This window comes from Methylopila sp. 73B, assembly GCF_000526315.1.
GTDB lineage: Bacteria > Pseudomonadota > Alphaproteobacteria > Rhizobiales > Methylopilaceae > Methylopila.
Genome location: NZ_JAFV01000001.1, coordinates 541,847 through 564,835 on the forward strand (window position 1 = coordinate 541,847; position 22,989 = coordinate 564,835).

The window sequence follows — 22,989 nt, forward strand, 5'->3', positions numbered from 1 at the left end:
GATGCGCTACGTAAGTCCCCTGGGCGATTCATGGGGACTTCTCAATTGACGCTGACACGCCGAGACGCCGTCGTTCTGCTGGGCGCGGGGACCGCGCTCGTTCCCGCCGGGCTCGCCGCGCAACCGGCGGACGCGCCGCCCGCGCCGCCGCCGGGACCGGCCGCCTTCGACCACGGCGTGGTCATCGACCGGGCGCGCAAGCTCGCCTCGGCGCCGTTCGAGGCGCGCAAGGCGGAGCTGCCCAAGGCGCTCGCGGAAATGAGCTTCGACGCCTACCGCGACATCCGGTTCCGGCGGGAGAAGGCGTTCTTCGGCAAGTCGCCGAGCGGCTTCCGCATGGAGCTGTTTCACCTCGGCTTCCTCTACAAGGACCCGGTGACCGTGAACCTGGTGCGGGAAGGCGTGCCGGCGCCGATTCCCTACGACGCCTCGTTGTTCGACTTCGGCCAGACCAAGCTCTCCCAAAGGCTGTCGATCGACACCGGATTCGCCGGGCTCCGGCTGCTCTACCCGCTGAACCGCCCGACCGTGATGGACGAGCTCGGGGTGTTCCTGGGCGCGAGCTACTTCCGCGTGCTCGGCGCAGGCCAGCATTACGGCATCTCGGCGCGGGGTCTCGCGCTCGGCACCGGCGAGGCCGAGCCGGAGGAGTTCCCGACGTTCCGTGAGTTCTGGGTCGAGGAGCCGAAACCGGACGCCGCCGCGCTCGTCGTGCACGCGCTGCTCGACAGCCCCTCGATCACCGGCGCTTACCGCATGGTGCTGACGCCGGGCGACGAGACCACCGTCGACGTCGGGTCGACGCTGTTTCCGCGGACGGACGTGAAGAAGCTCGGCGTCGCGCCGTTGACCTCGATGTTCTTCTACGGCGAGAACGACCGGCGGCATTACCGCGGCTACCGCCCCGAGGTGCACGATTCCGACGGTCTGCTGCTGAAGACCGGATCGGGCCAGGCGATCTGGAGGCCTCTGATGAATCCCGAGAGGCTGCAGAAGACGGCCTTCGGCGACGGCAACCTGCGGGGCTTCGGCCTGCTCCAGCGCGACCGGCTGTTCGAGCACTACCAGGACCTCGAGGTGCGCTACGACCTGCGCCCGAGCTACATGATCGAGCCGAACGGCGACTGGGGCGCCGGGCGGGCGGAGCTTGTCGAACTGCCGACCGACAACGAGACCGCCGACAACATCGTCGCCTACTGGGTCCCGGACGCGCCGGCGACCGCCGGCTCGACGCTGCGCTACTCCTACCGCATCCGGGCGCTGAAGCTCGCCGAGCGGGTGTCCCCGCAGGCGCGCGCGATCCACACCTTCGTCGCCGAGGCGCGGGCCTCGGGCGATCCCGCTCCCGGCCCCGATCACGTCCGCCGCTTCATCGTGGATTTCGCCGGCGGCGACCTCGACTATTGGCTCGACGATCCGACCAAGGTGGTCACCGAGACCGGCGCGAGCCTCGGCAAGATCAACGCAGCCTTCGTGATGCCGAACAAGGAGATCGGCGGCTTCCGGCTGTTCCTCGACCATGAGATCGAGGAGCCGGGCGCCAGCGCCGAAATCCGCGGCGTGCTGAAGGCCGGCGGAAAGACGCTGACCGAGACCTGGGTGTTCCGGTGGACCCGGCCCGCCTGAACGGCTTCATTCCAAAGATCGCGGTCGTCCGATCGCGGGCAAGCTTCCGGGGGGAGGGCTGTTGGACGTCCTGTTCATTCACAACAACTTCCCCGGCCAGTTCGTGCATATGGCGCAGGCCTTCGCGCAGCGGCCGGGCGCGCGCGTCTTCGCGGTCGGCAGTCCCACCGCGCGTCCGCGCCCGGGCGTGACGCTCGCGCGCTACGCCCTGCCCAAGGACCCGCCGAAGCCCGGCCATCCGCTGGTCGAGCGCTTCACCTCCGACGTCGTGCGGGGCGAACTCGCGGGGGCTGCGATGCAGCGGCTTAGCCAGGAGGCGGGCTGCGATCCCGCGCTGATCGTCGGCCACTCCGGTTGGGGCGAAACGCTGTTCGCCCGCGACATTTTTCCGGAGGCGAAACAAGTCGTTTACAGCGAGTTCTTCTACAACTACCGGAACTCCGACGTGGGCTTCGATCCGGAGTTTCCGGACGGCGGGCTGCGGACCGCGGCTCGCATCCGCACCAAGAACGCCGGCATGCTGACGGCGCTCGCCGCGGCCGACATGGGCCTGTCGCCGACCGAGTGGCAGAAGCGCCAGCATCCCGACTTCCTGTGGGACCGGATCCAGGTCGCCCACGACGGGGTGGACGTCGACGCCGCCGCGCCGAACCCGGACGCGCAGCTCCGTCCGGCCGGCGTCGACCGGACGTTCACCGCGAAGGACGAGGTGATCACCTTCGTCAACCGGCAGCTCGAGCCCTACCGCGGCTATCACGTCTTCATGCGGGCGCTGCCCGAGATCATGGCGAAGCGGCCCAACGCCCAGGTGCTCATCGTCGGCGGCGACGGCGTCGCCTACGGCCGTCCCGCGCCGGCCGGGACGACGTGGAAGGACACCTATCTCGACGAGGTGCGCGGTCGGATCGACATGAGCCGGGTGCATTTTCTCGGGCAGATCCCAAAGCCGGATTTCCTCGCGCTGCTGCAGATTTCGTCCTGCCACGTCTACCTGACCTATCCCTTCGTGCTCTCGTGGTCGCTGCTCGAGGCGATGGCCGCGGGATGCCTAATCGTCGGCTCCGACACCGCGCCGGTGCGCGAGGCCATCGTCGACGGCGTGAACGGCCGCCTCGTCGACTTCTTCGACGTCGTCGCTCTGGCGGAGACGGTGGCGCGGACGCTGGCCGAAAGAGACACCCTAGGAGCCATGCGCCGGGCTGCGCGCCAGACGGCGCTTGCGACCTACGATCTGCGCGTTTGCCTGACGCGTCAGATGGCGCTGCTCGACGGCGTGATGGGCGCGGAACCCGCGCTTCAGGCGGCCGGGCCGGCGCTCGTTCCTGTCACCTGAAAGACACGTCCGCCGGGTCAGGCGCCGGCGGCGCGCGCGGCGGCGAAGTTTTCGCCGCCATTTAGCCGCAAAGCGCCGCCACCCCTGAACTTAACCTGCTGATCAGATTGCGGTCTTTAAAGTAGAGCCGGTCGGGGGATCGGGACGTTCCGTCAGCAGGCCGCGTGCGTTCGGGTGTCGTTAAGCGTCGAGGTTTCATCGACGCGGCATGGTCGGATCCGCTCCTCGGAACGTCGATGCGCGCGCCATATTCAGGCCGCGCGACGGGGGCATAAGCGGGAACTATGGACGCCAAAGTCTTCGACAAGTCGAGATTGCCAAGCCGGCATGTCACGGAAGGTCCGTCGCGGGCCCCGCATCGCTCGTATCTCTACGCGATGGGCCTCACCAAGGCGCAGATCCACCAGCCTCTGGTCGGCGTGGCGTCGTGCTGGAACGAGGCGGCGCCCTGCAACATTTCGCTGATGCGCCAGGCGCAGGCGGTGAAGAAGGGCGTGGCGTCCGCCAACGGCACCCCGCGCGAGTTCTGCACCATCACCGTCACCGACGGCATCGCCATGGGCCACGAGGGCATGAAGTCCTCGCTCGCCTCCCGCGAGGTGATCGCGGACTCGGTCGAGCTCACCATGCGCGGGCACTGCTACGACGCGCTGGTCGGCCTCGCCGGCTGCGACAAGTCGCTGCCCGGCATGATGATGGCGATGGTCCGCCTCAACGTGCCGTCGATCTTCATCTACGGCGGCTCGATCCTGCCCGGCTCGTTCCGCGGCCAGCCGATCACCATCCAGGACGTGTTCGAGGCGGTCGGCAAGCACTCGGTCAACGCGATGTCCGACGAGGACCTCGACGAGATCGAGCAGGTCGCGTGCCCCTCCGCCGGCGCCTGCGGCGCTCAGTTCACCGCCAACACCATGGCGACAGTGTCCGAGGCCATCGGCCTCGCGCTGCCCTATTCGGCTGGCGCGCCGGCGCCCTACGAAATCCGCGACCGGTTCTGCATGACGGCCGGCGAGATGATCATGGAGCTGATCGCCCGCAACATCCGCCCGCGCGACATCGTCACCCGCAAGGCGCTGGAGAACGCGGCGACCGTGGTCGCGGCCTCGGGCGGCTCCACCAACGCCGCCCTGCATCTTCCGGCGATCGCCCATGAGGCCGGCATCGAATTCGACCTGTTCGACGTCGCCGAGATCTTCAAGCGCACGCCTTACGTCGCGGACCTGAAGCCCGGCGGCCGTTACGTCGCCAAGGACCTGTTCGAGGTCGGCGGCGTGCCGCTGCTGATGAAGACGCTGCTCGACCACGGCTTCCTGCACGGCGACTGCCTGACCGTCACCGGTCGCACCATCGCCGAGAACATGGCGTCCGTGCGCTGGAACCCGGACCAGGACGTGATACTGCCGGCCGACAAGCCGCTGACGAAGACCGGCGGCGTGGTCGGCCTCAGGGGCAACCTCGCTCCCGACGGGGCGATCGTGAAGGTCGCGGGCATGGCCAACCAGACCTTCTCCGGACCGGCGCGCTGCTTCGACAGCGAGGAGGAGTGCTACGAGGCGGTCACGAAGAGGAGCTACCGGGAAGGCGAAGTCCTCGTCATCCGCTACGAGGGCCCGCGCGGCGGGCCCGGCATGCGCGAGATGCTGTCGACCACGGCGGCCCTTTATGGCCAGGGCATGGGCGACAAGGTCGCGCTGATCACCGACGGCCGTTTTTCCGGAGCCACCCGCGGCTTCTGCATCGGCCATGTCGGCCCCGAAGCCGCCGTGGGCGGGCCGATCGGCCTGCTGCGGGATGGCGACGTCATCACGATCGACGCCGTCGCGGGCACGCTCGACGTGGCGCTGACCGACGAAGAGCTGGACGCCCGCCGGCAGGACTGGACGCCTCGCGACCACGGCTTCGGGTCGGGCGCGCTCTGGAAGTACGCGCAGGGCGTAGGCCCGGCGCGCGAGGGGGCGGTGACCCATCCGGGCGCCAAGTTCGAGGGGCGCGCCTATGCGGACGTGTAAGCGCCTTCCCTGCCTCGCCTTCGCGGCGCTGGCGCTGTTCGGCGGCTCCACCGCCGCGCGCGCCTTCGAGGGGACAAGCTCCAAGAAGCAGCCGTCGCCGTTTGAGCAGTTCCAGACCGGCGCGCGCGCCTACATCGCCGGCGACAAGGCGGGCGCCGTCGCGTCGCTGATCGACGCGGCGAACCGCGGCCACGCCATGGCGCAGTGGAAGCTCGGCCGCATGTACGCCGAGGGCGACGGCGTCGAGCGCGACGACGTCAAGGCGTTCGACTACTTCAGCCAGATCGCCAACGCCCACGCCGACGACGCGCCGGACACGGTGCAGGCCCGGTTCGTGGCGAACTCCTTCGTGGCGCTCGGCAACTACTATCTCGACGGCATCGCGGGCAGCCCGATCACGGCGGACGCCGAGCGGGCGCGCGAGATGTTCTCCTACGCCGCCTCCTACTTCGGCGACCCCGACGCGCAGTACAATCTGGCCCGCATGTACCTCGACGGGCAGAGCGTGAAGAAGGACGTGCGGCAGGCGGCCCGCTGGCTCGGCCTCGCCGCCAACAAGGGCCAGCGCGACGCGCAGGCCGTGCTCGGCCACTTGCTGTTCAACGGCGGCGAAGTGCCCCGGCAGGCGGCGCGCGGGCTGATGTGGCTGACGCTCGCCAAGGAAGCGGCGGGCGAACAGGACAGGTGGATCGTCGATCTCTACGACAAGGCGATGGGCGCGGCCTCGGATGACGAGCGCGCCTCGTCCGCCAACTACGTCAACGCCTGGCTGAAGGACCGCGGCTGACGCGGGGCTGACGGTCGAGCGAGCGTTGCGGCGCGCCCGACGTCGAGCGCTGCGTCAGGCCTCCCGCCTTGGCGTCAGGCCTTGGTCCCCGGCACGAGCGGCCCGTCCGGCCGCCTCATCATCTCCGGCATCCGGCCGCCCGGCGGCGGGCCGTCCGGACGGCCGCCGGGCGGGGGCGGCGGGCCGCGGCGCTGGACGACCGGCGCCGCGTTGCGGTCGGCGGCGATCGTCAGCGTTCCTACATAGCGATCGGTGTCTTCCCTGAGGTTCAGGAAGGTCGTGCGGCCATGCGCGGTCGAGCGCAGCACGCCGTCGGTGGCGTTGACCGTATCCCGCGCGCCGCCGCGGCCGCCATAGGCCGTCACGTGCTCGAACACGTATTCGCTGAGCGCGTCGGGAAAGTAGAGCTGCGTCGTCAGCGCCTCGCGCGCGTTCAAAAGCGCCTTGACGTGAATGTGGGGCGTCCGTCCCCGGTACCAGCCGGGATAGACCGTGCGGAAGGTCACCGATCCGTCGGAGCCCGTCGTTTGGGAGCCGCGCATGAAGGTCTCGCCTTCGGTCGAGACCCCGCCCGGCCCGCCCTGCGCCGGATAGCCCGAGTACAGGCCGCCGGCGTCCGCGTGCCAGAGGTCCACGCGCGCCCCGACGAGCGGCGCGCAAGTCGCTGCGTCGACGACCGTGAGGTTCAGTTCGAGCGGCACGCCGGGACGGCCCTCGGTGACATCGGATCGCTCGAGCTTCGGATCGAAATAGAACGGACCCTCGACGGCCTCCACCGGCAGCAGGCACATGCCGCCTGAGGCCGTCGGCGGCGCAGCCTCCTGCGCGCGGGCGGGCAGGGCGAGGCCGGCGGGAGCGGCGACGAGGGCGCCGAGCGTCGTGCGTCGGGTCAGATGGGAGGGTCGTGGGTCGGTCACGGCGAGAAGGCTCCGAAGGGCGCGTTCGTGGATCGCGTCCTTCGAATATAGCGGGCGGGCGCGGCGTTCCGGCGCCGACCGCGCGTCTTTTTGTGTCTCTACGCGGCCCGGACGTTGCTGAGGAACTGCCGCACCTCGCGGCTGAGGCTGTTCGACTGACGCGACAGGTCGTCGGCGGCCTGGGCGACGTCGCCGGCGGCCGCGCCGGCCTCGCCCGCCGAGCGCGCGACCTGGGCGATGTCGGAGGTCATGGCCTGCGATCCGGCCGAGGCCTGATCCATGCTGCGGACGATCTCCTGGGTCGTGACGTTCTGCTCCTCCACCGCGGAAGCGATCGTCGTCGACACCTCGTTCATCGCCTGGATCTGGCGGGCGATCTCCTGGATCGCGCGCGAGGCGTCCCCGGTCGTCTGGCGGATCAGGGCGACGTGCTGGCCGATCTCGGCGGTCGCGCGGGTGGTTTGGCTCGCGAGCTCCTTGACTTCGGAAGCCACGACCGCGAAGCCGCGTCCCGCTTCGCCCGCGCGCGCCGCCTCGATGGTGGCGTTGAGCGCCAGCAGGTTGGTCTGGCTCGCGATCTGGGACACGAGGTCGACGACGTCGCCGATCCGCATCGCCGCGGTCGAGAGCTCGGAGATCGTACGCTCGGCCATCGAGGCCCCGTCCACGGCGTGCGAGGACATCGCCGCGGCCTGCTCCACGCGGCCCGCGATCTCATGGATGGTCTTGGCGAGCTCGTCGGCCGCCGCGGCGACGGCGTCGACGTTGCCAGCGGTCTGCTCGGCCGTAGAGGCGACCGAGGCGGAGCGCTGCGAGGTTCCGTCGACGGTGGCGCGCATGGTCTGGGCGGCCGATTGCAGGCCGCCGATCGACAGCGTCACGTCCGAGACGATGCCGCCGACGGACTGCTCGAAGCGGTCGGCGAGCTCCCGCAGCATCTTCCGGCGGGCCTCCTCCTCCCGAAGGCGCGCGGCCTCGGTGGTCTTGAGCTGCTGCGCCGCCTCTTCGAGCGACATGTCCCGGATCGTCACGACGGCGCGGGCGATGTCGCCGATTTCGTCGGAGCGGCGGCTGCCGGGCACCTCGGCGAGCTCCTTGCGGGCGGCGAGCGCCTTCAGCGCGGTCGTCAGCGCGCCGAGCGGGCCGACGATGGAACGGGCGAGGATCATACCGAGCAGAGCGGTGAGGGCCAGCACGGCGGCGGCGGTGATCGCCAGCGTCCGGGTCAGCGCGGTCGCCGCCGCGACCGCTTCGTCGGTCGTCTGGGCGGCGACGATCGTCCAGGGCGCGCCGAGCACGTCGATCGGGGTGGCGACCGCCATCCGCGCCACGCCGTCGCGCTCGAAGGTGAAGGGTTCCGCTTCCTTCGTCGCCTCAGTGGAGAGGCCCACCCGGGCGGCGGGGTCGCCGGCGTGCGCCTCGACCGCGAGCGGCGGGGTGCTGCGGAGCGCGCCGTCGGCGCCGATCGCAAGCGCCTCGCCAGTCTCGCCGAGGCCGGCGCGCTTCGACAGCGTCTGGTCGAACAGCGCCGGCGACAGCCGCATCAGCACGTAACCGGTGCGCTCGGAGGCCTGGGCGGAGCCCATCGCGACGTTCGCGCGCTTGGTCATCGGCCGACCGATGAAGGCGGAGGGTCCGTCGCCGGCGGCATAGGCGGCGAAGTCCTGGTAGACGACGGCGTCGTCGGCGCCGGCCTTCAGCGTGTCGTAAAGCCGCGCGAGGCCCGTGCCGGCGAGCGGCGCGTCGGCGAGGGACCCGCCGAAGTCCGCGCCCTTGGTCGTGGTGTAGACGACGCGGCCGTCGGCGTTGAGGAAGACCAGGTCGGCGTAGCCGGGCTGGGCGATCAGCTTGCGGGCGACCTCCTGCACCTTGGCGTGGCGGCGGCCATAGGTCGTGTTGGTCTCGGCGCCGTCGACGGCGACTCGTCCGGCGACGTCCGGCGCGCTCTGGAAGGCGGTCTTCAACTGGTCGAAGTCCGGCCGGCTCGGGTCCAGATTCTCCGCGATGTCGCCGAAGTTCTGCTGCACCAGCGGATGCGCCGCGACGGCGATGAAGTCCGCCTTGGCCCGTTCCGCCAGCAGCTCGACGCTTTCGCTCCGGGCGACGGCGGCCGAACGCAACCGCTGGTTCGCCTCGTCGATGAGGCCCTGCTTCGCCGAATGCCAACTGAGCGCGCCCATCAGTCCGGCGCTGAGCAGCGCGAGGCCGATGGTGGTGGCGGGCAGGCGCACTTTCAGCGTCGAGAGGACAGACACGGGACCACCGGGAGAGCGTTGAAGGGCAGAGCGCGACCCTGCTCCTCCAGCGCTTAATCAACGCTTATTAGGGTGGAAACCTACGTGTTTTACCGGGGATGACTGGTCAGTCGAACGCGAACTCCGCGACGACCGGGACATGGTCCGACGGCCGTTCCCAGGCCCGCACGTGCTTGTCGATGCGGGTCGAGACGAGCCGGTCGGCCGCCTGCGGCGAGAGCAGCAGATGGTCGATCCGGATGCCGTCGTTCTTCTGCCAGGCGCCGGCTTGATAATCCCAGAAACTGTAGAGCCCCTCGGCGTCGTCGCAGGCGCGGAAGGCCTCCGTGAGGCCGAGGGCGAGCAGCTTGCGCCAGGAGGCGCGGGTGTCGGGGCGGAACAGCGCGTCCTCGACCCATGCGTCGGGACGCCGGGCGTCGGCGCGGGCGGGGATGACATTGTAGTCGCCGGCGATGATCAGCGGCTCCTCGAGCTGGAGCCGATCTGCGGCGTAGCCGCGCAGGCGCTCCATCCAGGCGAGCTTGTAGTCGTACTTCGGCCCCGGCGCGGGATTTCCGTTCGGAAGATAGATGCCCGCGACGCGCACGGCGCCCGAGGGGGCCGAGACCACCGCCTCGATGAAGCGGGCGTGGTCGTCTTCGTCGTCGCCGGGAAGCCGGGGCGTCACGTCTTCCAGCGGCAGGCGCGAGAGGATGGCGACGCCGTTGTAGGTCTTCTGGCCGTGGACGGCGACGTGGTAGCCGGCGTCCTCGATGGCGGCGCGCGGAAACGCCTCGTCCACGCACTTGATCTCCTGCAGGCACACGACGTCGGGCTTCGCCTCGCCGAGCCAGCGCAGCAGCAGGTCGAGCCGGGACTTGACCGAGTTGACGTTCCAGGTGGCGATCTGCACGGGGCGGTCCTCCGGAGCGGGCGGCGCGTGCGTCAGACCTAACGGTCTTGGGCGCAGGCCGCGAGGGCGCGGGCAGAAAAAAAGGCCGCCCGACAAGCGAGCGGCCCAAGTCTAGGGAGGAAACGCCCAAAGGAGGGCTGCAAGACGGTTCGCGAAAGCGCTCGCCGTCGTACGCATCCTAATTGGCGTGCCACAGCCGAAATGCCAAGGCCAAAAGGCGCGCTTTGGGTGCGCTATTGTTTCGCAGCGAAAATGAACGGTTGACCGATCGTTGGAAAATGAGGCGCAGACGTTGCGCGTCAAGCTCCGCGACAGGCCGCCGGGTCTCGCTCGCGCCGCGCTGCAGCGCGCCGTCATTCGTCGATTTATTCGGGGAATCCAGGCCGGGGCGTCCTGCGGGAGCCGCAGGACGCCTGAATGCCTCGGATCAACCGGGGCATGACGCCCGCCTCCTTAGGCTGGGTCCGACTTCCGAACGAGCTCAGATCGCGAAGCTGGTGCCGCAGCCGCAGGAGGCGGTGGCGTTGGGGTTGCGGATCTGGAACGAGGCGCCGATCAGCTCTTCGACGAAGTCGATCTCGGAGCCCGCCAGATAGGGCAGGGAGACGGGGTCGATCAGCACGGTCGCGCCGTCGCGGCTGATGACGAGGTCGTCCGCCTGAGCGGTGACGTCGAAGCCGAAGTCGTAGCTGAAGCCCGAGCAGCCGCCGCCGAGCACGCTGACGCGAAGCTTCGACCCCGGCGCTTCGTCTGCCAGGATCTCGTTGATGCGCCCTGCGGCGCGTTCCGTGAGCGAGACGGGGGCGACGAGCGTGTCTGTGGTCATGGACCGGGTGCCTGCCTTAATCGCGCGGGCCGCGTCAGGATCAGGCGAGGGCCCGACCGGGCGGCGAACGTCGCGCGACGTGTTGCGCGTGGTTTCATGCAAGAGGTAAGCACGCGCGGCGGGACGGTCAACGCGGAGGCTGCGTGCAAGGCCGCATGAAGGAACAGGGCATGGACGTCCCGGCGATCGACGTGACGGCGTGGATCCTGCGCCCGCGCGCCTCCTACGCCGCCGATCCCACCCGCGGCCGGGGCCGGCTGACCCACGAGCCGGCGAGCCCGACCCGCACCGATTTCCAACGCGACCGCGACCGGGTGCTGCATTCGACCTCGTTCCGGCGGCTGAAGCACAAGACCCAGGTCTTCGTCTACCATGAGGGCGACCACTTCCGGACGCGCCTCACCCACACGCTCGAAGTCGCGCAGATCGCGCGCTCGATCGCCCGCGCCCTCGGTCTCGACGAGGATCTCGCGGAGACGATCGCGCTCAGCCACGACATCGGCCATCCCCCGTTCGGCCACGCCGGCGAAAAGGCGCTCGACGCCTGCATGGCGGAGCATGGCGGCTTCGACCACAACGCCCAGTCGCTGCGCGCGCTGACCAAGCTCGAGAAGCGCTACGCCGACTACGACGGCCTGAACCTCACCTTCGAGTCGCTGGAAGGCGTGGTGAAGCACAACGGGCCGCTGCTGGACGCGGACGGGCGGACGGTCGGCGCCTACGCCGGGCGTCCGCTGCCCGCGGCGCTCGTCGAATACGCGGCGGTCCATGATCTCGGCCTCGAGACCCATGCGACCGCGGAGGCGCAGGCCGCCGCCATCGCCGACGACATCGCCTACGACGCCCACGACATCGACGACGGACTGCGGGCGGGCCTGATCACCCTCGACGACCTGTCCGGCTCGCGTCTACTCGCCGGCATCATGGCGGAGGTGCGCGACCGCCATCCGGGGCTCGACCACGCCCGCACCGTGCACGAGATCGTCCGCCGCGTGATCACCCGGCTGGTGGAGGATGCGATCGGGGAGGGCGCCCGGCGGCTCGCGCCGTTCGTCGGCCGCGACGTCGACGCAGTGCGCGCCGCGGGCCGGCCGCTGATCGCGTTCTCGCCCGCGATGGCGGAGGCCGAGCGCGAGCTGAAGCGGCTGATGTTCGCCAAGCTCTACCGCCACCCCTACCTGAACCGGGTGATGGCGGACGCCCGCCAGGTGGTGACCGATCTCTACGGCGCCTACGCCGCCGACCCGAAGGCCCTGCCGCCGGAGTGGGCGCGGGCCGAAGCCTCCGACGCGCCGGGCCGCCGCCCGCGGCTCGTGGCCGACTTCATCGCCGGCATGACCGACCGTTACGCGCTGTCCGAACACGCCCGGCTGTTTGACGCGACCCCGGAATTGCGTTAGCCGCCGACCTCTCCGACGAGGCCCCGCATCCCCATGAACGTTTTCGCCGACTTCGCCGCGCGCCTGCGCTCGATCCTCGAAGCGCTCGCCGCCGAAGGCGCGATCGGGCGCGTGCCCGACCTCGCCAAGGTGGTGGTGGAGCCGCCGCGCGATCCGAGCCACGGCGATCTCGCCACCAACGCCGCGCTCGCGCTGTCGAAGGAGCTGGGGGTCAAGCCGCGCGACCTCGCGGAGAAGATCGCGGCGAAGCTCGCCGAGCAGCCTGATGTGGCCGCGACCAGCGTCGCGGGCCCCGGCTTCGTCAATCTTACCCTGACGCCCGCCTACCTTCACGGCGTTCTCGGCGCCGCGCTCGCCGCGGGCCTCGACTACGGCAAGCCGGGATCCGCGAGCGGGACCAAGGTCAACGTCGAGTACGTCTCGGCGAACCCCACCGGGCCGATGCACGTCGGGCACTGCCGGGGCGCGGTGTTCGGGGATTCGCTTGCGAGCCTGCTCGCCTTCGCGGGCGAGGACGTCACCCGCGAGTACTACATCAACGACGCCGGCGCGCAGGTCGACGTGCTGGCTCGCTCCGCCTTCCTCCGCTACCGCGAGGCGCTGGGCGAAGAGATCGGCGCCGTGCCGGAAGGGCTCTACCCCGGCGACTACCTCAAGCCGGTCGGCCAGACGCTGGCGCAGCGGTTTGGCCCGTCGCTGCTCGACACACCGGAGGCGGACTGGCTGCCGACGGTCAAGGACGTCACGATCGACGCCATGATGGCGATGATCCGCGACGACCTCGCGGCGTTGAACATCCGCCACGACGTGTTCTTCTCCGAGCGCACGCTGCACGGGCCGGACGGCCCGATCGTGCGGACGGTCGAGGAATTGAAAGGGCAGGGGCTCGTCTACGAGGGCGTGCTGGCACCGCCGAAGGGCGAGCTGCCGGACGACTGGGAGGAGCGCGAGCAGACGCTGTTCCGGGCGACCGAATTCGGAGACGACGTCGACCGCCCGCTGATGAAGTCGGACCGCTCCTACACCTACTTCGCCGCCGACGTGGCCTACTTCCGCTCGAAGTTCGAGCGCGGCTTCCGCGAGATGGTGTTCGTGCTGGGCGCGGATCACGGAGGCTACGTCAAGCGCCTCGAGGCGGTGGGGCGCGCGCTCTCCGGCGGGACGGCGAAGGTCTCCGTGGAGCTCTGCCAGCTCGTGCGCCTGTTTCGGGCGGGCGAGCCGGTGCGCATGTCGAAGCGCGCGGGCGACTTCGTCACCCTGCGCGACGTGGTCGACGAGGTCGGCCGCGACGCGGTGCGCTTCATGATGCTGTTCCGCTCGAACGACGCCGTGCTCGACTTCGACTTCGCGAAGGTCACCGAGCAGTCGCGCGACAACCCGGTGTTCTACGTGCAGTACGCTCACGCCCGGGCGCAATCCATCCTGCGCAAGGGCTCGGAGGTAGCCGGACACGACGGCGCGCCTGACCTCGCGCTTCTGACCGACCCCGGCGAACTTGATCTCGTGAAGCGGCTCGCGCAATGGCCGCGCATCGTCGAGCAGGCGGCCCAGGCGCGGCAGCCGCATCGGGTCGCGTTCTATCTGCACGATCTCGCGAGCGACCTGCACGGCCATTGGAACCGCGGCAAAGACTCGCCTGATTTACGGTTCATTATGGAAAACAATCCATTATTGACCTGCGCTCGTCTGGCGCTGGTCCGCGCGCTGGCCTTGGTGCTCGCGTCGGGTCTTGGTATTCTCGGCGTGGCGGCCCCCGACGAGATGAGGTGAGGGTCCGAAGGTTGGGACTCTGAGAAGGGGCCGTCTGGGGCGTCGTTCCTTGCGGCTTGCGGAGACCGACAAATGCAGAAGCAGGCAGTTCGGCGCGGCGTCGATCGTGACGACCGCGGCCAGGCTTACGTCGATGATCGGACGGGCGTCATGAACGAGTACGACGGCCATCGCCGCTCCACCTCCGACCTCGGCCTCCGGCCGGGCGATCACTACCCCGCAGCCGACGATCAGCGCGATCTCTACGCCGACGCCGAGCCGCAGGAGTACGATCCGCGCGCCTACGCGCCGAATCCGGACGAGCCCTACGGCTACGACGCCGACGGCAACCCGCTCTATTACGAATCCTACGACGACCGCCGCGTGCGCTCCGGGCGCAGCGGCATGGTGCTCGTCGCGGCCGTCCTCGGCGTCGCGCTGCTCGGCGGCGGCGGGGTCTACGCCTACCGGATGATGAGCCACGGCGGCCTCGGCGGCGAGCCCCCGCTGATCAAGGCCGAGACCGACCCGGTCAAGACCGTCCCGGACGCGCCCGCCGCCGCGGACACGCACCAGAACAAGCAGATCTATGACCGCGTCGAGGCCACCGCGCCGGCGAAATCGAAGGTCGTGTCGCGCGAAGAGCAGCCGGTCGAGCTGCCGGCCTCGCCAAGTTCGACGCCCCGCGCCGACGGCGCCCGGGTGATCCTGCCCGGCGGTCCGGCTGCGGCCGAGCCGACCGCGCCCTCCACGATGGGCAACGAGCCGCGCCGCGTGAAGACGGTCGAGATCCGTCCCGACGGCGGCTTCGGCGGCGCCCCGGCGCCTGCCCAGCCGCAGCCCGCGACGCCCGCGAACGACCCGATCGGCCAGGCGGCCGCGACCGGCCAGGCGCCCGCCGGCGAATTCGACAACGGCATCATGAACGACGGATCGGCCGCCGCGCCGGCCCGCGAGCAGACCGCGGCCGTTCCGGTGCCGCGGCCCCGTCCGGCAGCGCCCGCCCAGGCGCCCGCGCGCCCCGCGGCTCCGGCCCAGGCTCAGGCCGCGGCGCGTCCAACCGCGCCTGCGCAGACCCAGCAGCCCGTCGCGCCGCCCCAGCAGCAGGTCGCAGCGGTCGCGCCGCGCGCCCAGGTTCCGGCGACGGCGCCGCGTCCCTCGGCCTCCGGCGGCTTCGTGGTGCAGGTCACCTCGCAGCGGTCCGAAGCCGACGCCCGCGCCGCCTACGCCGCGCTCCAGCGCAAGTTCCCCGGCGTGCTGGGCCAGTACGGCGCCAACATCCAGTCGGCGAACGTCGGCGACCGCGGCACCTACTACCGCGTCCGCGTCGGGCCCTTCGCCGACGGCGGCCAGGCCTCGACCGTCTGCAACAACCTCCGCTCCGCCGGCGGCGACTGCGTCGTCTCCCGCAACTGACGCCTCCCGCCCGGAGGCCTTTAAAGGCCGCGCCCGGCGCGCGGCCCGAACGGCGGAACCGCTGATGCCCGCGCGCGCCTTCATCGTCGGATGCTCCGGCCTGGCCCTCACCGCCGACGAGCGCGCCTTCCTGCGCGACGCCGAGCCTTGGGGGCTGATCCTGTTCGGCCGCAACGTCGGCGACGCCGAACAGATCCGCGCGCTCGTCGCCGAGTTCCGGGACGCGGTCGGCCGCGCCGACGCGCCGGTGCTGATCGACCAGGAGGGCGGCCGCGTCCAGCGCATCCGTCCGCCGCTCGCTCTATCCCACCCGCCCGGCGCGCGCTACGGCGAGCTCTACGCTCGCGACCCGGAGGCCGGCGTCCGCGCCGCCCGGATCGGGGCGGAGCTGATGGCGGGCGAACTCGTCTCCCTGGGGATCACCGTCGACTGCCTGCCCGTGCTCGACCTGCCGGTCGACGGCATGACCCAGGCGATCGGCGACCGCGCCTACGCCGACGCGCCCGAGGCGGTCGCGGCGCTCGGGCAGGCGGTGGTCGAGGGGATGCTGGCCGCCGGCGTGCTGCCCGTGATCAAGCACATGCCCGGCCACGGCCGGGCCACCGTCGACAGCCACTACCACCTGCCGCGCGTCGCGGCGGACCGGGCGACGCTCGAGGCCAGCGACTTCGCTCCGTTCCGCGCGCTGAACCGCGCGCCGGTGGGGATGACCGGCCACCTCGTGTTCGAGGCGATCGACCCGGGTCGCCCGGCGACGCTGTCTCCGATCGTGCTGTCCGAGATCGTGCGGGGTTACATCGGCTTCGACGGGCTCCTGATGAGCGACGATCTCTCCATGAAGGCCCTGTTCGGCCCAGTGGGCGAGAGCGCGGCGGGCGCGCTCGCGGCGGGCTGCGACCTCGCCTTGCATTGCAACGGCGACATGGGCGAAATGCGGGAGGTCGCGGCTGCGGCGCCGCGGCTCGAAGGGCGCTCGGCCGAACGGGCGGCGGCGGCGCTCGCTTTGATCGCGACCCCGGCCGGCGCCGACCTCGTGGCGCTCGCGGACCGGCGCGACCGCCTGCTCAAGCGCGCCACGGCCTGACGCCGCCGGAGACCGAGATCCATGGCCGTTCCCGGCGTGGAAGGGCCTGACCCCGTGTTCGAGGCCGACGAGCGGCCCGACGCGCCGCGCGCGGCCTTCGTGGTCGATCTCGACGGCTTCGAAGGCCCGCTCGATCTGCTGCTAGATCTCGCGCGCCGGCAGAAGGTGGACCTCGCGCGCCTGTCGATCCTCGACCTCGCCGACCAGTATCTCGCCTTCGTGGAGGCGGCGCGCGCGGAGCGGCTCGATCTCGCGGCCGACTACCTCGTGATGGCGGCATGGCTCGCCTATCTGAAATCCCGGCTGCTGCTGCCCGAGCCGCCGGCGGACGACGACGAGCCCCCCGCGGAGATCGTCGCCGCGGCGCTCGCCTTTCGCCTGCGACGCCTGGAGGCGATGCGCGCCGCGGGCGCGGCGCTGATCGACCGGCCCCTGCTCGGGCGCGACGTCTTCGTGCGGGGCGAGGAGCCGAAGGAGCACGACGGGCGCCGCCCACAGTGGACCGCGGGCCTCTACGACCTGCTGTCAGCCTACGCCCGCCAGCGCGCCCGCACCTTCTCCGCGCCTGTCACCATCGCGCGGCGGCCGCACTGGACGCTCGCGGAAGCCCGCGCCGCGCTGGAGCGCCTCGTCGGGCCCGCGGCCGACTGGGCGCGGCTCGACGGCCTGCTGCTCGGCTTCATGACGCCGGAGCTGCGCGCTTCGGTGCTGGCGTCCGGCCTCGGCGCCTCGCTTGAGCTGGCGCGCGAGGGACGCATGGACCTCCGCCAGGAGCGCGCCTTCGGGCCGCTGTTCGTGCGCTCGGCCGCGCCGCTCGCGCCCACGCCTTCGGAACGGTCGTGACCGAGCGCGACCCGCCCAGCCGCTTCGCGCCGAGGGGCGCGAACGAGCCGCCGCTGCCGCTCGAGGGATTCGGCGGCACGCTGAGCCCCGACGACGTCGCCCGCGCGCCGGAGCTGCACCTGCGGATTCTCGAAGCCGTGCTGTTCGCGGCGCGGGCCCCGGTGGAGGAGTCGGCGCTCGCCGCGCGGCTGCCCGACGGCGCGGACGTTCGCGCGGCGCTGCGGGTGCTGGCCCACCGCTACGCCGGCCGCGGCGTGAACCTTAGGCGGATCGAGCGCGCCTGGGCCTTCCGCACCGCCCCGGATGTGGCGGCGTCGCTGTCGGAGGCGATCGCCGAGCCGAAGAAGCTCTCGCGCGCAGCGATCGAGACCCTCGCCATCATCGCCTACCACCAGCCGACCACGCGGGCCGAGATCGAGGAGATCCGCGGCGTCGCGACCTCCAAGGGCACGCTCGACGCGCTGCTGGAGGCCGGCTTCGTCCGCCTGCGCGGGCGCCGCCGCTCTCCCGGGCGGCCGGTCACCTTCGGCACGACGCCAGCCTTCCTCGACCATTTCGGCCTCGAACAGGTCTCGGACCTTCCCGGCCTTGACGAACTGAAGGCGGCGGGGCTTCTCGACGCCCGGCTCCCGCCGGGCCTCGCCATGCCGCAGCCGTCCGACGATCCGGGGCTTGCCCCGGACGAGGAGCCGCTGGGCGCGGACGATCCGTTCGCCGCGCTCGAGATCGGCGACGGGGAGGAGTGACGGATGCAGACCCCAAACGACCGAGTGGCGGCGACCGACCGGCGGCGACCGGCGCCGGGCCGCCGATGAACGCCGCCGCGTCCGCCGCGCGTCCCCTCGTTCCCCGCGCCGACCCCGCAGCCCTCGCCTTCGACGACGTGTCCCACGCCTATGGCCGCACCGTCGCGGTCGACCACGTGTCGCTCGAGGTGCGCCCCGGCGCCGTGGTGGCCCTGCTGGGGGAATCCGGCTGCGGCAAGACCACGCTGCTGCGCATTGCGGCGGGGGTCGAGCGGCCGGGCGGCGGCGTGGTGCGGCTGGACGGGCGCGCGGTCTCGGCCGGCCCGGACTACCTGCCGCCGGAAAGGCGGGGCGTCGGCCTGATGTTCCAGGACTACGCCCTGTTTCCGCACATGACCGTGCTCGCAAACGTGCTGTTCGGGCTCAAGGCCCTGCCGCGCGCCGAAGCCGACGCCCGGGCGAGGGCGGCGCTCGCCCGCGTCGGGATGTCGGCCCACGTTGGTCGGTATCCCACCGAGCTGTCCGGCGGGCAGCAGCAGCGCGTGGCGCTTGCCCGCGCCATCGCCCCGCGGCCGCGCGTGCTGCTGATGGACGAGCCGTTCTCCGGCCTCGACAAGCGCCTGCGCGACGCGGTGCGCGACGAGACCGTCGCCGTGCTGCGCGAGACCGGCGCGACGGCGGTGATCGTCACCCACGATCCGGAAGAGGCGATGCGCATGGCCGACGAGATCGTGCTGATGCGGGGAGGGCGCGTGGCGCAGGCCGGCGCCCCCGAGGCGCTCTACCGGGCTCCAGTCGATCTCTTCGTCGCGCGCTTCTTCTCGGAGCTCAACGAACTGCCCGCGGTTGTGCGGGCCGGCCGCGCGGACTGCACGCTAGGCGACCTGCCGGCGGCCGGCGTGCCGGACGGCGCGGCGGTGGTCGCGGTGCGGCCGCAGGGTCTGCGCATCGGCGCGCGGGGCACGGGGGCGGCTGCGCGAATCGTCGCGCGCCGGTTCCTGGGCGAAGCCGAGCAGATCGAGCTCTTAGTCGATGGTCTAACGTCTCCGCTCAGGGCCCGAGTGCGGCCCGGCGGAGACGCATCCCCCGGGACTGACGTCGCCGTGACGTTGGACGCATCGGAAACCCTTGTGTTCGCGGCGGGCGGCGCCTAGTTTCCGGAACACGACAGGCGGCGCGCCGCCGGACGCTCGCGCGCGGGCGAGGTCCTGACTGCCGCTTCGAAAGGGAATGTCATGAGTCTCACGCATTGGTTGGTCGTCGCCGTGCTGGTGATGCTGCTGTTCGGCCGCGGCAAGATTTCCGAGCTCATGGGCGACATGGCCAAGGGCATCAAGAGCTTCAAGAAGGGCCTCGCCGAGGACGACGACGTCGCCGAGGGCATGTCCCAGAGCCGGCCGGCGCAGCCGATCGAGCACCGCGCCGACGCGCAGGTCCGCCCCGGCGTCGGCAGCGTCGACGGCAGCAAGTCCTGACGTCCGAGTGCTGACGTTCAAGTCCTGACGTCGAGGTCTCCTGCGGCGGGCGTCGTCCCGCTGCGCGGCGCCTCGGCTGAGCGCCCCTGACGGGGGCTGAGCCTCATGTTCGACATCGCCTGGTCTGAGTTTCTGGTCGTCGCGGTCGTGGCGCTTGTCGTCGTGGGCCCGAAGGACCTTCCTGCGCTGCTGCGCAACGTCGGGCGCATGGTTGCGACCGTCCGGCGCATGGCCGGCGAGTTCCAGACCCAGTTCAACGACGCCATGCGCGAAGCCGAGCTGGACGACCTCAAGCGCGAGGTGACCGGCCTGAAGGACATCGCGTCCAAGGCCGCGTCCTCGCCCAACCCGTTCCAGATCGCCCGCGACGAGATCCGCAAGGCGGTCGACTCCAAACCGGCCGCGCCCTCGGCGCTGGCGGGCGAGGCGGCGGCGTCCTCCCTGGTCGACGACCAGCCGATCCCCTCCGCGCTCGCGCCGTCCCCGACCACGGACGACGCCGAGGCCGAGCCGGACGTCGTCGCGTCCGGCATGTCGGGGATCGAGACCCCCGCCGCGCCGAACGGCGCTACGCCCCACGTCGCAGGACCCATGGACGCCGGATCCATGGACGCCGAGCCCGCTCACGCGCCGTCCCCCGTGCCCGCCGAACCTCCTCATTCTTCGAGCGCCGCTTCGTGAGCCAAGCCGACATCGACTCCACCAAGGCGCCGCTGATCGAGCACCTGATCGAGCTGCGTTCGCGGCTCATCCGCTCGATCCTCGCCTTCGCGATCGCCTTCGGCCTCTGCTTCGCCGTCGCCGGGCACATCTTCAACCTGCTGCTCGTGCCCTACGAGATCGCCGCCGGCTCGGCCGAGGCGATCCGGCTGCAGTACACGGCGCCGCAGGAGTACTTCATCACGCAGATCAAGCTCGCCATGTTCGGCGCGGGCTTCATCTCGTTTCCGATCGTCGCGAACCAGATCTACAAGTTCGTGGCGCCCGGCCTCTACAAGAACGAGCGCTCCGCCTTCCTGCCGTATCTGGTGGCGACGCCGGTGCTGTTCCTGATGGGCGCGGCCTTCGTCTATTTCGCCGCGATGCCGCTCGCGATGCGGTTCTTCCTGTCGATGCAGCAGGCGGGCGGCGACGGCCACGCCTCGATCGAACTGATCGCCCGCACCAGCGAGTACCTCTCGCTGGTCATGACGCTGATCTTCGCCTTCGGCATCTGCTTCCAGACGCCGGTGATCCTGACGCTGCTCGCCCGCGCCGGCTTCATCGACTCGCAGTGGCTGAAGGACAAGCGGCGCTACGCCATCGTGGTGGTGTTCGCGATCGCCGCGGTCCTGACGCCGCCCGACGTCATCAGCCAGGTCGCGCTTGCCGTGCCGACGATCCTTTTGTACGAGGCCTCGATCGTCGTCGTGAAAATGGTCGAGAAGAAGCGCGCGGAGGCCGAGAAGGCCGAAGGTTCGCCGGACTAGGCCGGGGGCGTTCTCGCCTCCGACGCGACGACGCCGGTTGGTTGAGATTTCAAACCCTTAGGTCCGTTTCTCCATGCACGACATCCGCCTGATCCGCGACGATCCCGAGAGCTTCGACCGGGGGCTCGCGCGGCGCGGGCTGACGCCTCTGAGCGGCCGGCTCGTCGCGCTCGACGAACGCCGGCGCGAGGTCATCGGCCGCCTGCAGGCGATCCAGGAGCGCCGCAACGCCGCCTCCAAGGAGGTCGGCCAGGCCAAGGCCCAGAAGGACGAGGCCCGCGCCGCCGCCCTGATCGAGGAGGTGGCGAAGCTCAAGCTCGACGCGCCAGCGGCGGAGGCCGAGCAGAAGGCGATAGAGCAGGAGCTCGAGGCGACGCTCGCCGAGATCCCGAACATCCCGCTGGACGAGGTGCCCGATGGTCCGGACGAGAGCGCGAACGTCGAGCGCCACCGGGTCGGGACCCCGCGCGAGATCCCCGACGCCAAGGCGCACTACGACCTCGGCGAGGCGCTCGGCCTGATCGACTTCGAAGCCGCCTCGCGCATGTCCGGCGCGCGCTTCGCGGTGCTCAAAGGTCAGGTGGCGCGGCTCGAGCGGGCGCTGATGTCGTTCATGCTCGACCTGCACACGACCGAGCACGGCTACACCGAGATCGCGCCGCCGCTGCTGGTGCGCGACGAGGCGATGTTCGGCACCGCGCAGCTGCCGAAGTTCGCCGACGACCAGTTCCGGACGAGCTTCGATTTCTGGCTGATCCCGACCGCCGAGGTCTCGCTCACGAACCTCGTGCGCGAGCAGATCCTGTCGGAGGAGGAGCTGCCGCTGCGCGTGACCGCCGGCACGCCTTGTTTCCGCGCGGAAGCGGGCGCCGCGGGCCGCGACACGCGCGGGCTGATCCGCCAGCACCAGTTCAGCAAGGTTGAGCTGGTCTCGGTCACGACGCCGGAGAAGAGCCTCGAGGAGCACGAGCGCATGCTCGCCTGCGCCGAGCAGGTGCTGAAGCGTCTGGAGCTCCCGTTCCGCACCATCACGCTCTGCACCGGCGACATGGGCTTCGCCTCGCGCAAGACCTACGACATCGAGGTCTGGCTGCCGGCGCAGAAGACCTACCGCGAGATTTCGAGCTGCTCGGTCTGCGGCGATTTTCAGGCGCGGCGCATGAACGCGCGCTACCGACCGGCGGACGCCAAGGGCCCGCGCTTCGTCCACACGCTGAACGGCTCCGGCGTTGCGGTCGGCCGCGCGCTGGTCGCGGTGCTGGAGAACTACCAGCAGGCGGACGGCTCGATCGCCGTCCCCGCCGCGCTGAAGCCCTATATGGGCGGGCTGACGACGATCGGGCGGGCGTGAGGACGCTCGCCGAAGCACGCACCGACCGGAGAGCCGCCTGCGCATGAGAATTCTCCTCACCAACGACGACGGCGTCCACGCCGAAGGCCTCGAAGCGCTGGAGCAGATCGCGCTGCAGCTGTCGGACGACGTCTGGGTGGTCGCGCCCGAGACCGACCAGTCCGGCGCCTCGCACTCGATCTCGCTGAGCGATCCGCTCAGGCTGCGCCAGATCGGCGAGAAGCGCTTCGCCGTGCGCGGAACGCCGAGCGACTGCGTGATCATGGGCGTGCGCCACGTGCTCTACGACGCGCGGCCGGACCTGATCCTGTCGGGCGTCAACCGCGGCCAGAACGTCGCCGAGGACGTCACCTATTCCGGCACCATCGCCGGCGCCATCGAGGGCACGCTGCTCGGCGTGCCGTCGATCGCGCTGTCGCAGAACTACGACCGCACGCGCGACCTCGAGGACATGTACGCCTCCGCGCGGGTCCACGGCGCCGAGGTCGTCCGCCGCGTCATCAAGGCGGGCTTCGCCCCCGACCGGCTGGTCAACGTGAACTTTCCCGGCTGCGCGCCGGAGGAGGTCGAGGGCGTCGCCGTCTCGTCCCAGGGCAAGCGTAACCAGGAGCTTCTGCGGATCGAGCAGCGTGAGGACGGGCGCGGGCAGCCCTATTTCTGGATCGCGTTCGGCCGGGCTCCGGTGGAGGCCGGGGAGGGCACGGACCTCGCCGCGATCCGAGACCGCAAGATCTCGGTGACTCCGCTGAAGATCGACCTGACCGACCACGACACCTTCGACGGCCTGCGCGCCGCCTTCGCCGACGCCTGA

Annotated in this window: 20 protein-coding genes; 16 read left to right on the forward strand and 4 right to left on the reverse strand. The window is 71.0% G+C overall.

Annotated features, from left to right (window positions below):
* Positions 1–45 precede the first annotated feature (45 nt).
* The 4 genes from K244_RS0102615 (at position 46) to K244_RS0102630 (ending at position 5,755) form a co-directional block, all read left to right on the forward strand.
* The gene (locus K244_RS0102615) at positions 46–1,626 is read left to right on the forward strand and encodes a glucan biosynthesis protein G (RefSeq protein ID WP_020184687.1); all 1,581 of its coding nucleotides are present in this window, start codon (positions 46–48) and stop codon (positions 1,624–1,626) included.
* Positions 1,627–1,687: 61 nt separating this feature from the next.
* The gene (locus tag K244_RS0102620; RefSeq protein WP_020184688.1) at positions 1,688–2,959 is read left to right on the forward strand and encodes a glycosyltransferase; all 1,272 of its coding nucleotides are present in this window, start codon (positions 1,688–1,690) and stop codon (positions 2,957–2,959) included.
* 284 nt (positions 2,960–3,243) lie between these two features.
* A complete protein-coding gene (gene ilvD / locus K244_RS0102625; protein WP_020184689.1) occupies positions 3,244–4,968 on the forward strand; it encodes a dihydroxy-acid dehydratase in 1,725 nt (574 codons plus the stop codon).
* Positions 4,955–5,755, forward strand: a complete 801-nt coding sequence (locus K244_RS0102630; protein ID WP_020184690.1) for a tetratricopeptide repeat protein — start codon at positions 4,955–4,957, stop codon at positions 5,753–5,755. The genes ilvD and K244_RS0102630 overlap by 14 nt, the downstream gene beginning before the upstream one ends.
* Before the next feature lie 74 nt (positions 5,756–5,829).
* Here K244_RS0102630 and K244_RS0102635 read toward each other — a convergent pair whose 3' ends face one another.
* The 4 genes from K244_RS0102635 to erpA form a co-directional block, all read right to left on the reverse strand.
* A complete protein-coding gene (locus tag K244_RS0102635) occupies positions 5,830–6,672 on the reverse strand; it encodes an intradiol ring-cleavage dioxygenase (protein WP_020184691.1) in 843 nt (280 codons plus the stop codon).
* A 98-nt stretch (positions 6,673–6,770) separates the two neighbouring features.
* The gene (locus tag K244_RS0102640; RefSeq protein ID WP_024816272.1) at positions 6,771–8,927 is read right to left on the reverse strand and encodes a methyl-accepting chemotaxis protein; all 2,157 of its coding nucleotides are present in this window, start codon (positions 8,925–8,927) and stop codon (positions 6,771–6,773) included.
* A gap of 106 nt (positions 8,928–9,033) precedes the next feature.
* Positions 9,034–9,819 carry an exodeoxyribonuclease III gene (gene xth / locus K244_RS0102645; protein ID WP_020184693.1) on the reverse strand — a complete coding sequence of 262 codons (786 nt, stop codon included), beginning with the start codon at positions 9,817–9,819 and terminating at the stop codon, positions 9,034–9,036.
* A gap of 481 nt (positions 9,820–10,300) precedes the next feature.
* Entirely contained in the window at positions 10,301–10,645 is a 345-nt protein-coding gene (gene erpA / locus K244_RS0102650; protein WP_020184694.1) for an iron-sulfur cluster insertion protein ErpA, read from the reverse strand.
* A gap of 170 nt (positions 10,646–10,815) precedes the next feature.
* Here erpA and K244_RS0102655 point away from each other — a divergent pair, with 170 nt between their 5' ends.
* The 12 genes from K244_RS0102655 to surE all read left to right on the forward strand — a co-directional run bounded on the left by K244_RS0102655 (position 10,816) and on the right by surE (position 22,989).
* Positions 10,816–12,045 carry a deoxyguanosinetriphosphate triphosphohydrolase gene (locus tag K244_RS0102655; protein WP_051460064.1) on the forward strand — a complete coding sequence of 410 codons (1,230 nt, stop codon included), beginning with the start codon at positions 10,816–10,818 and terminating at the stop codon, positions 12,043–12,045.
* A gap of 33 nt (positions 12,046–12,078) precedes the next feature.
* Positions 12,079–13,815, forward strand: a complete 1,737-nt coding sequence (argS, locus tag K244_RS0102660) for an arginine--tRNA ligase (protein WP_020184696.1) — start codon at positions 12,079–12,081, stop codon at positions 13,813–13,815.
* A gap of 72 nt (positions 13,816–13,887) precedes the next feature.
* Positions 13,888–15,210 carry an SPOR domain-containing protein gene (locus tag K244_RS21365; RefSeq protein ID WP_020184697.1) on the forward strand — a complete coding sequence of 441 codons (1,323 nt, stop codon included), beginning with the start codon at positions 13,888–13,890 and terminating at the stop codon, positions 15,208–15,210.
* A 61-nt stretch (positions 15,211–15,271) separates the two neighbouring features.
* On the forward strand, positions 15,272–16,294 hold the full coding sequence (nagZ, locus tag K244_RS0102670; RefSeq protein ID WP_197027198.1) for a beta-N-acetylhexosaminidase: 1,023 nt from the start codon (positions 15,272–15,274) through the stop codon (positions 16,292–16,294).
* 21 nt (positions 16,295–16,315) lie between these two features.
* A complete protein-coding gene (locus K244_RS0102675) occupies positions 16,316–17,137 on the forward strand; it encodes a ScpA family protein (protein ID WP_020184699.1) in 822 nt (273 codons plus the stop codon).
* Between the two features lie 80 nt (positions 17,138–17,217).
* The gene (gene scpB, locus K244_RS0102680) at positions 17,218–17,883 is read left to right on the forward strand and encodes an SMC-Scp complex subunit ScpB (protein WP_245259804.1); all 666 of its coding nucleotides are present in this window, start codon (positions 17,218–17,220) and stop codon (positions 17,881–17,883) included.
* A 65-nt stretch (positions 17,884–17,948) separates the two neighbouring features.
* Positions 17,949–19,037 carry an ABC transporter ATP-binding protein gene (locus tag K244_RS0102685; protein WP_020184701.1) on the forward strand — a complete coding sequence of 363 codons (1,089 nt, stop codon included), beginning with the start codon at positions 17,949–17,951 and terminating at the stop codon, positions 19,035–19,037.
* 81 nt (positions 19,038–19,118) lie between these two features.
* Entirely contained in the window at positions 19,119–19,358 is a 240-nt protein-coding gene (locus K244_RS0102690) for a twin-arginine translocase TatA/TatE family subunit (RefSeq protein ID WP_020184702.1), read from the forward strand.
* A gap of 105 nt (positions 19,359–19,463) precedes the next feature.
* Positions 19,464–20,039, forward strand: coding sequence for a Sec-independent protein translocase protein TatB (tatB, locus tag K244_RS22510; RefSeq protein WP_020184703.1), 576 nt, complete (start codon positions 19,464–19,466; stop codon positions 20,037–20,039).
* Positions 20,036–20,827, forward strand: coding sequence for a twin-arginine translocase subunit TatC (tatC, locus tag K244_RS0102700; RefSeq protein ID WP_020184704.1), 792 nt, complete (start codon positions 20,036–20,038; stop codon positions 20,825–20,827). Before tatB ends, tatC begins: the two co-directional genes overlap by 4 nt.
* 73 nt (positions 20,828–20,900) lie before the next feature.
* The gene (gene serS / locus K244_RS0102705; protein WP_020184705.1) at positions 20,901–22,178 is read left to right on the forward strand and encodes a serine--tRNA ligase; all 1,278 of its coding nucleotides are present in this window, start codon (positions 20,901–20,903) and stop codon (positions 22,176–22,178) included.
* A gap of 43 nt (positions 22,179–22,221) precedes the next feature.
* Positions 22,222–22,989, forward strand: coding sequence for a 5'/3'-nucleotidase SurE (gene surE, locus K244_RS0102710; RefSeq protein ID WP_020184706.1), 768 nt, complete (start codon positions 22,222–22,224; stop codon positions 22,987–22,989).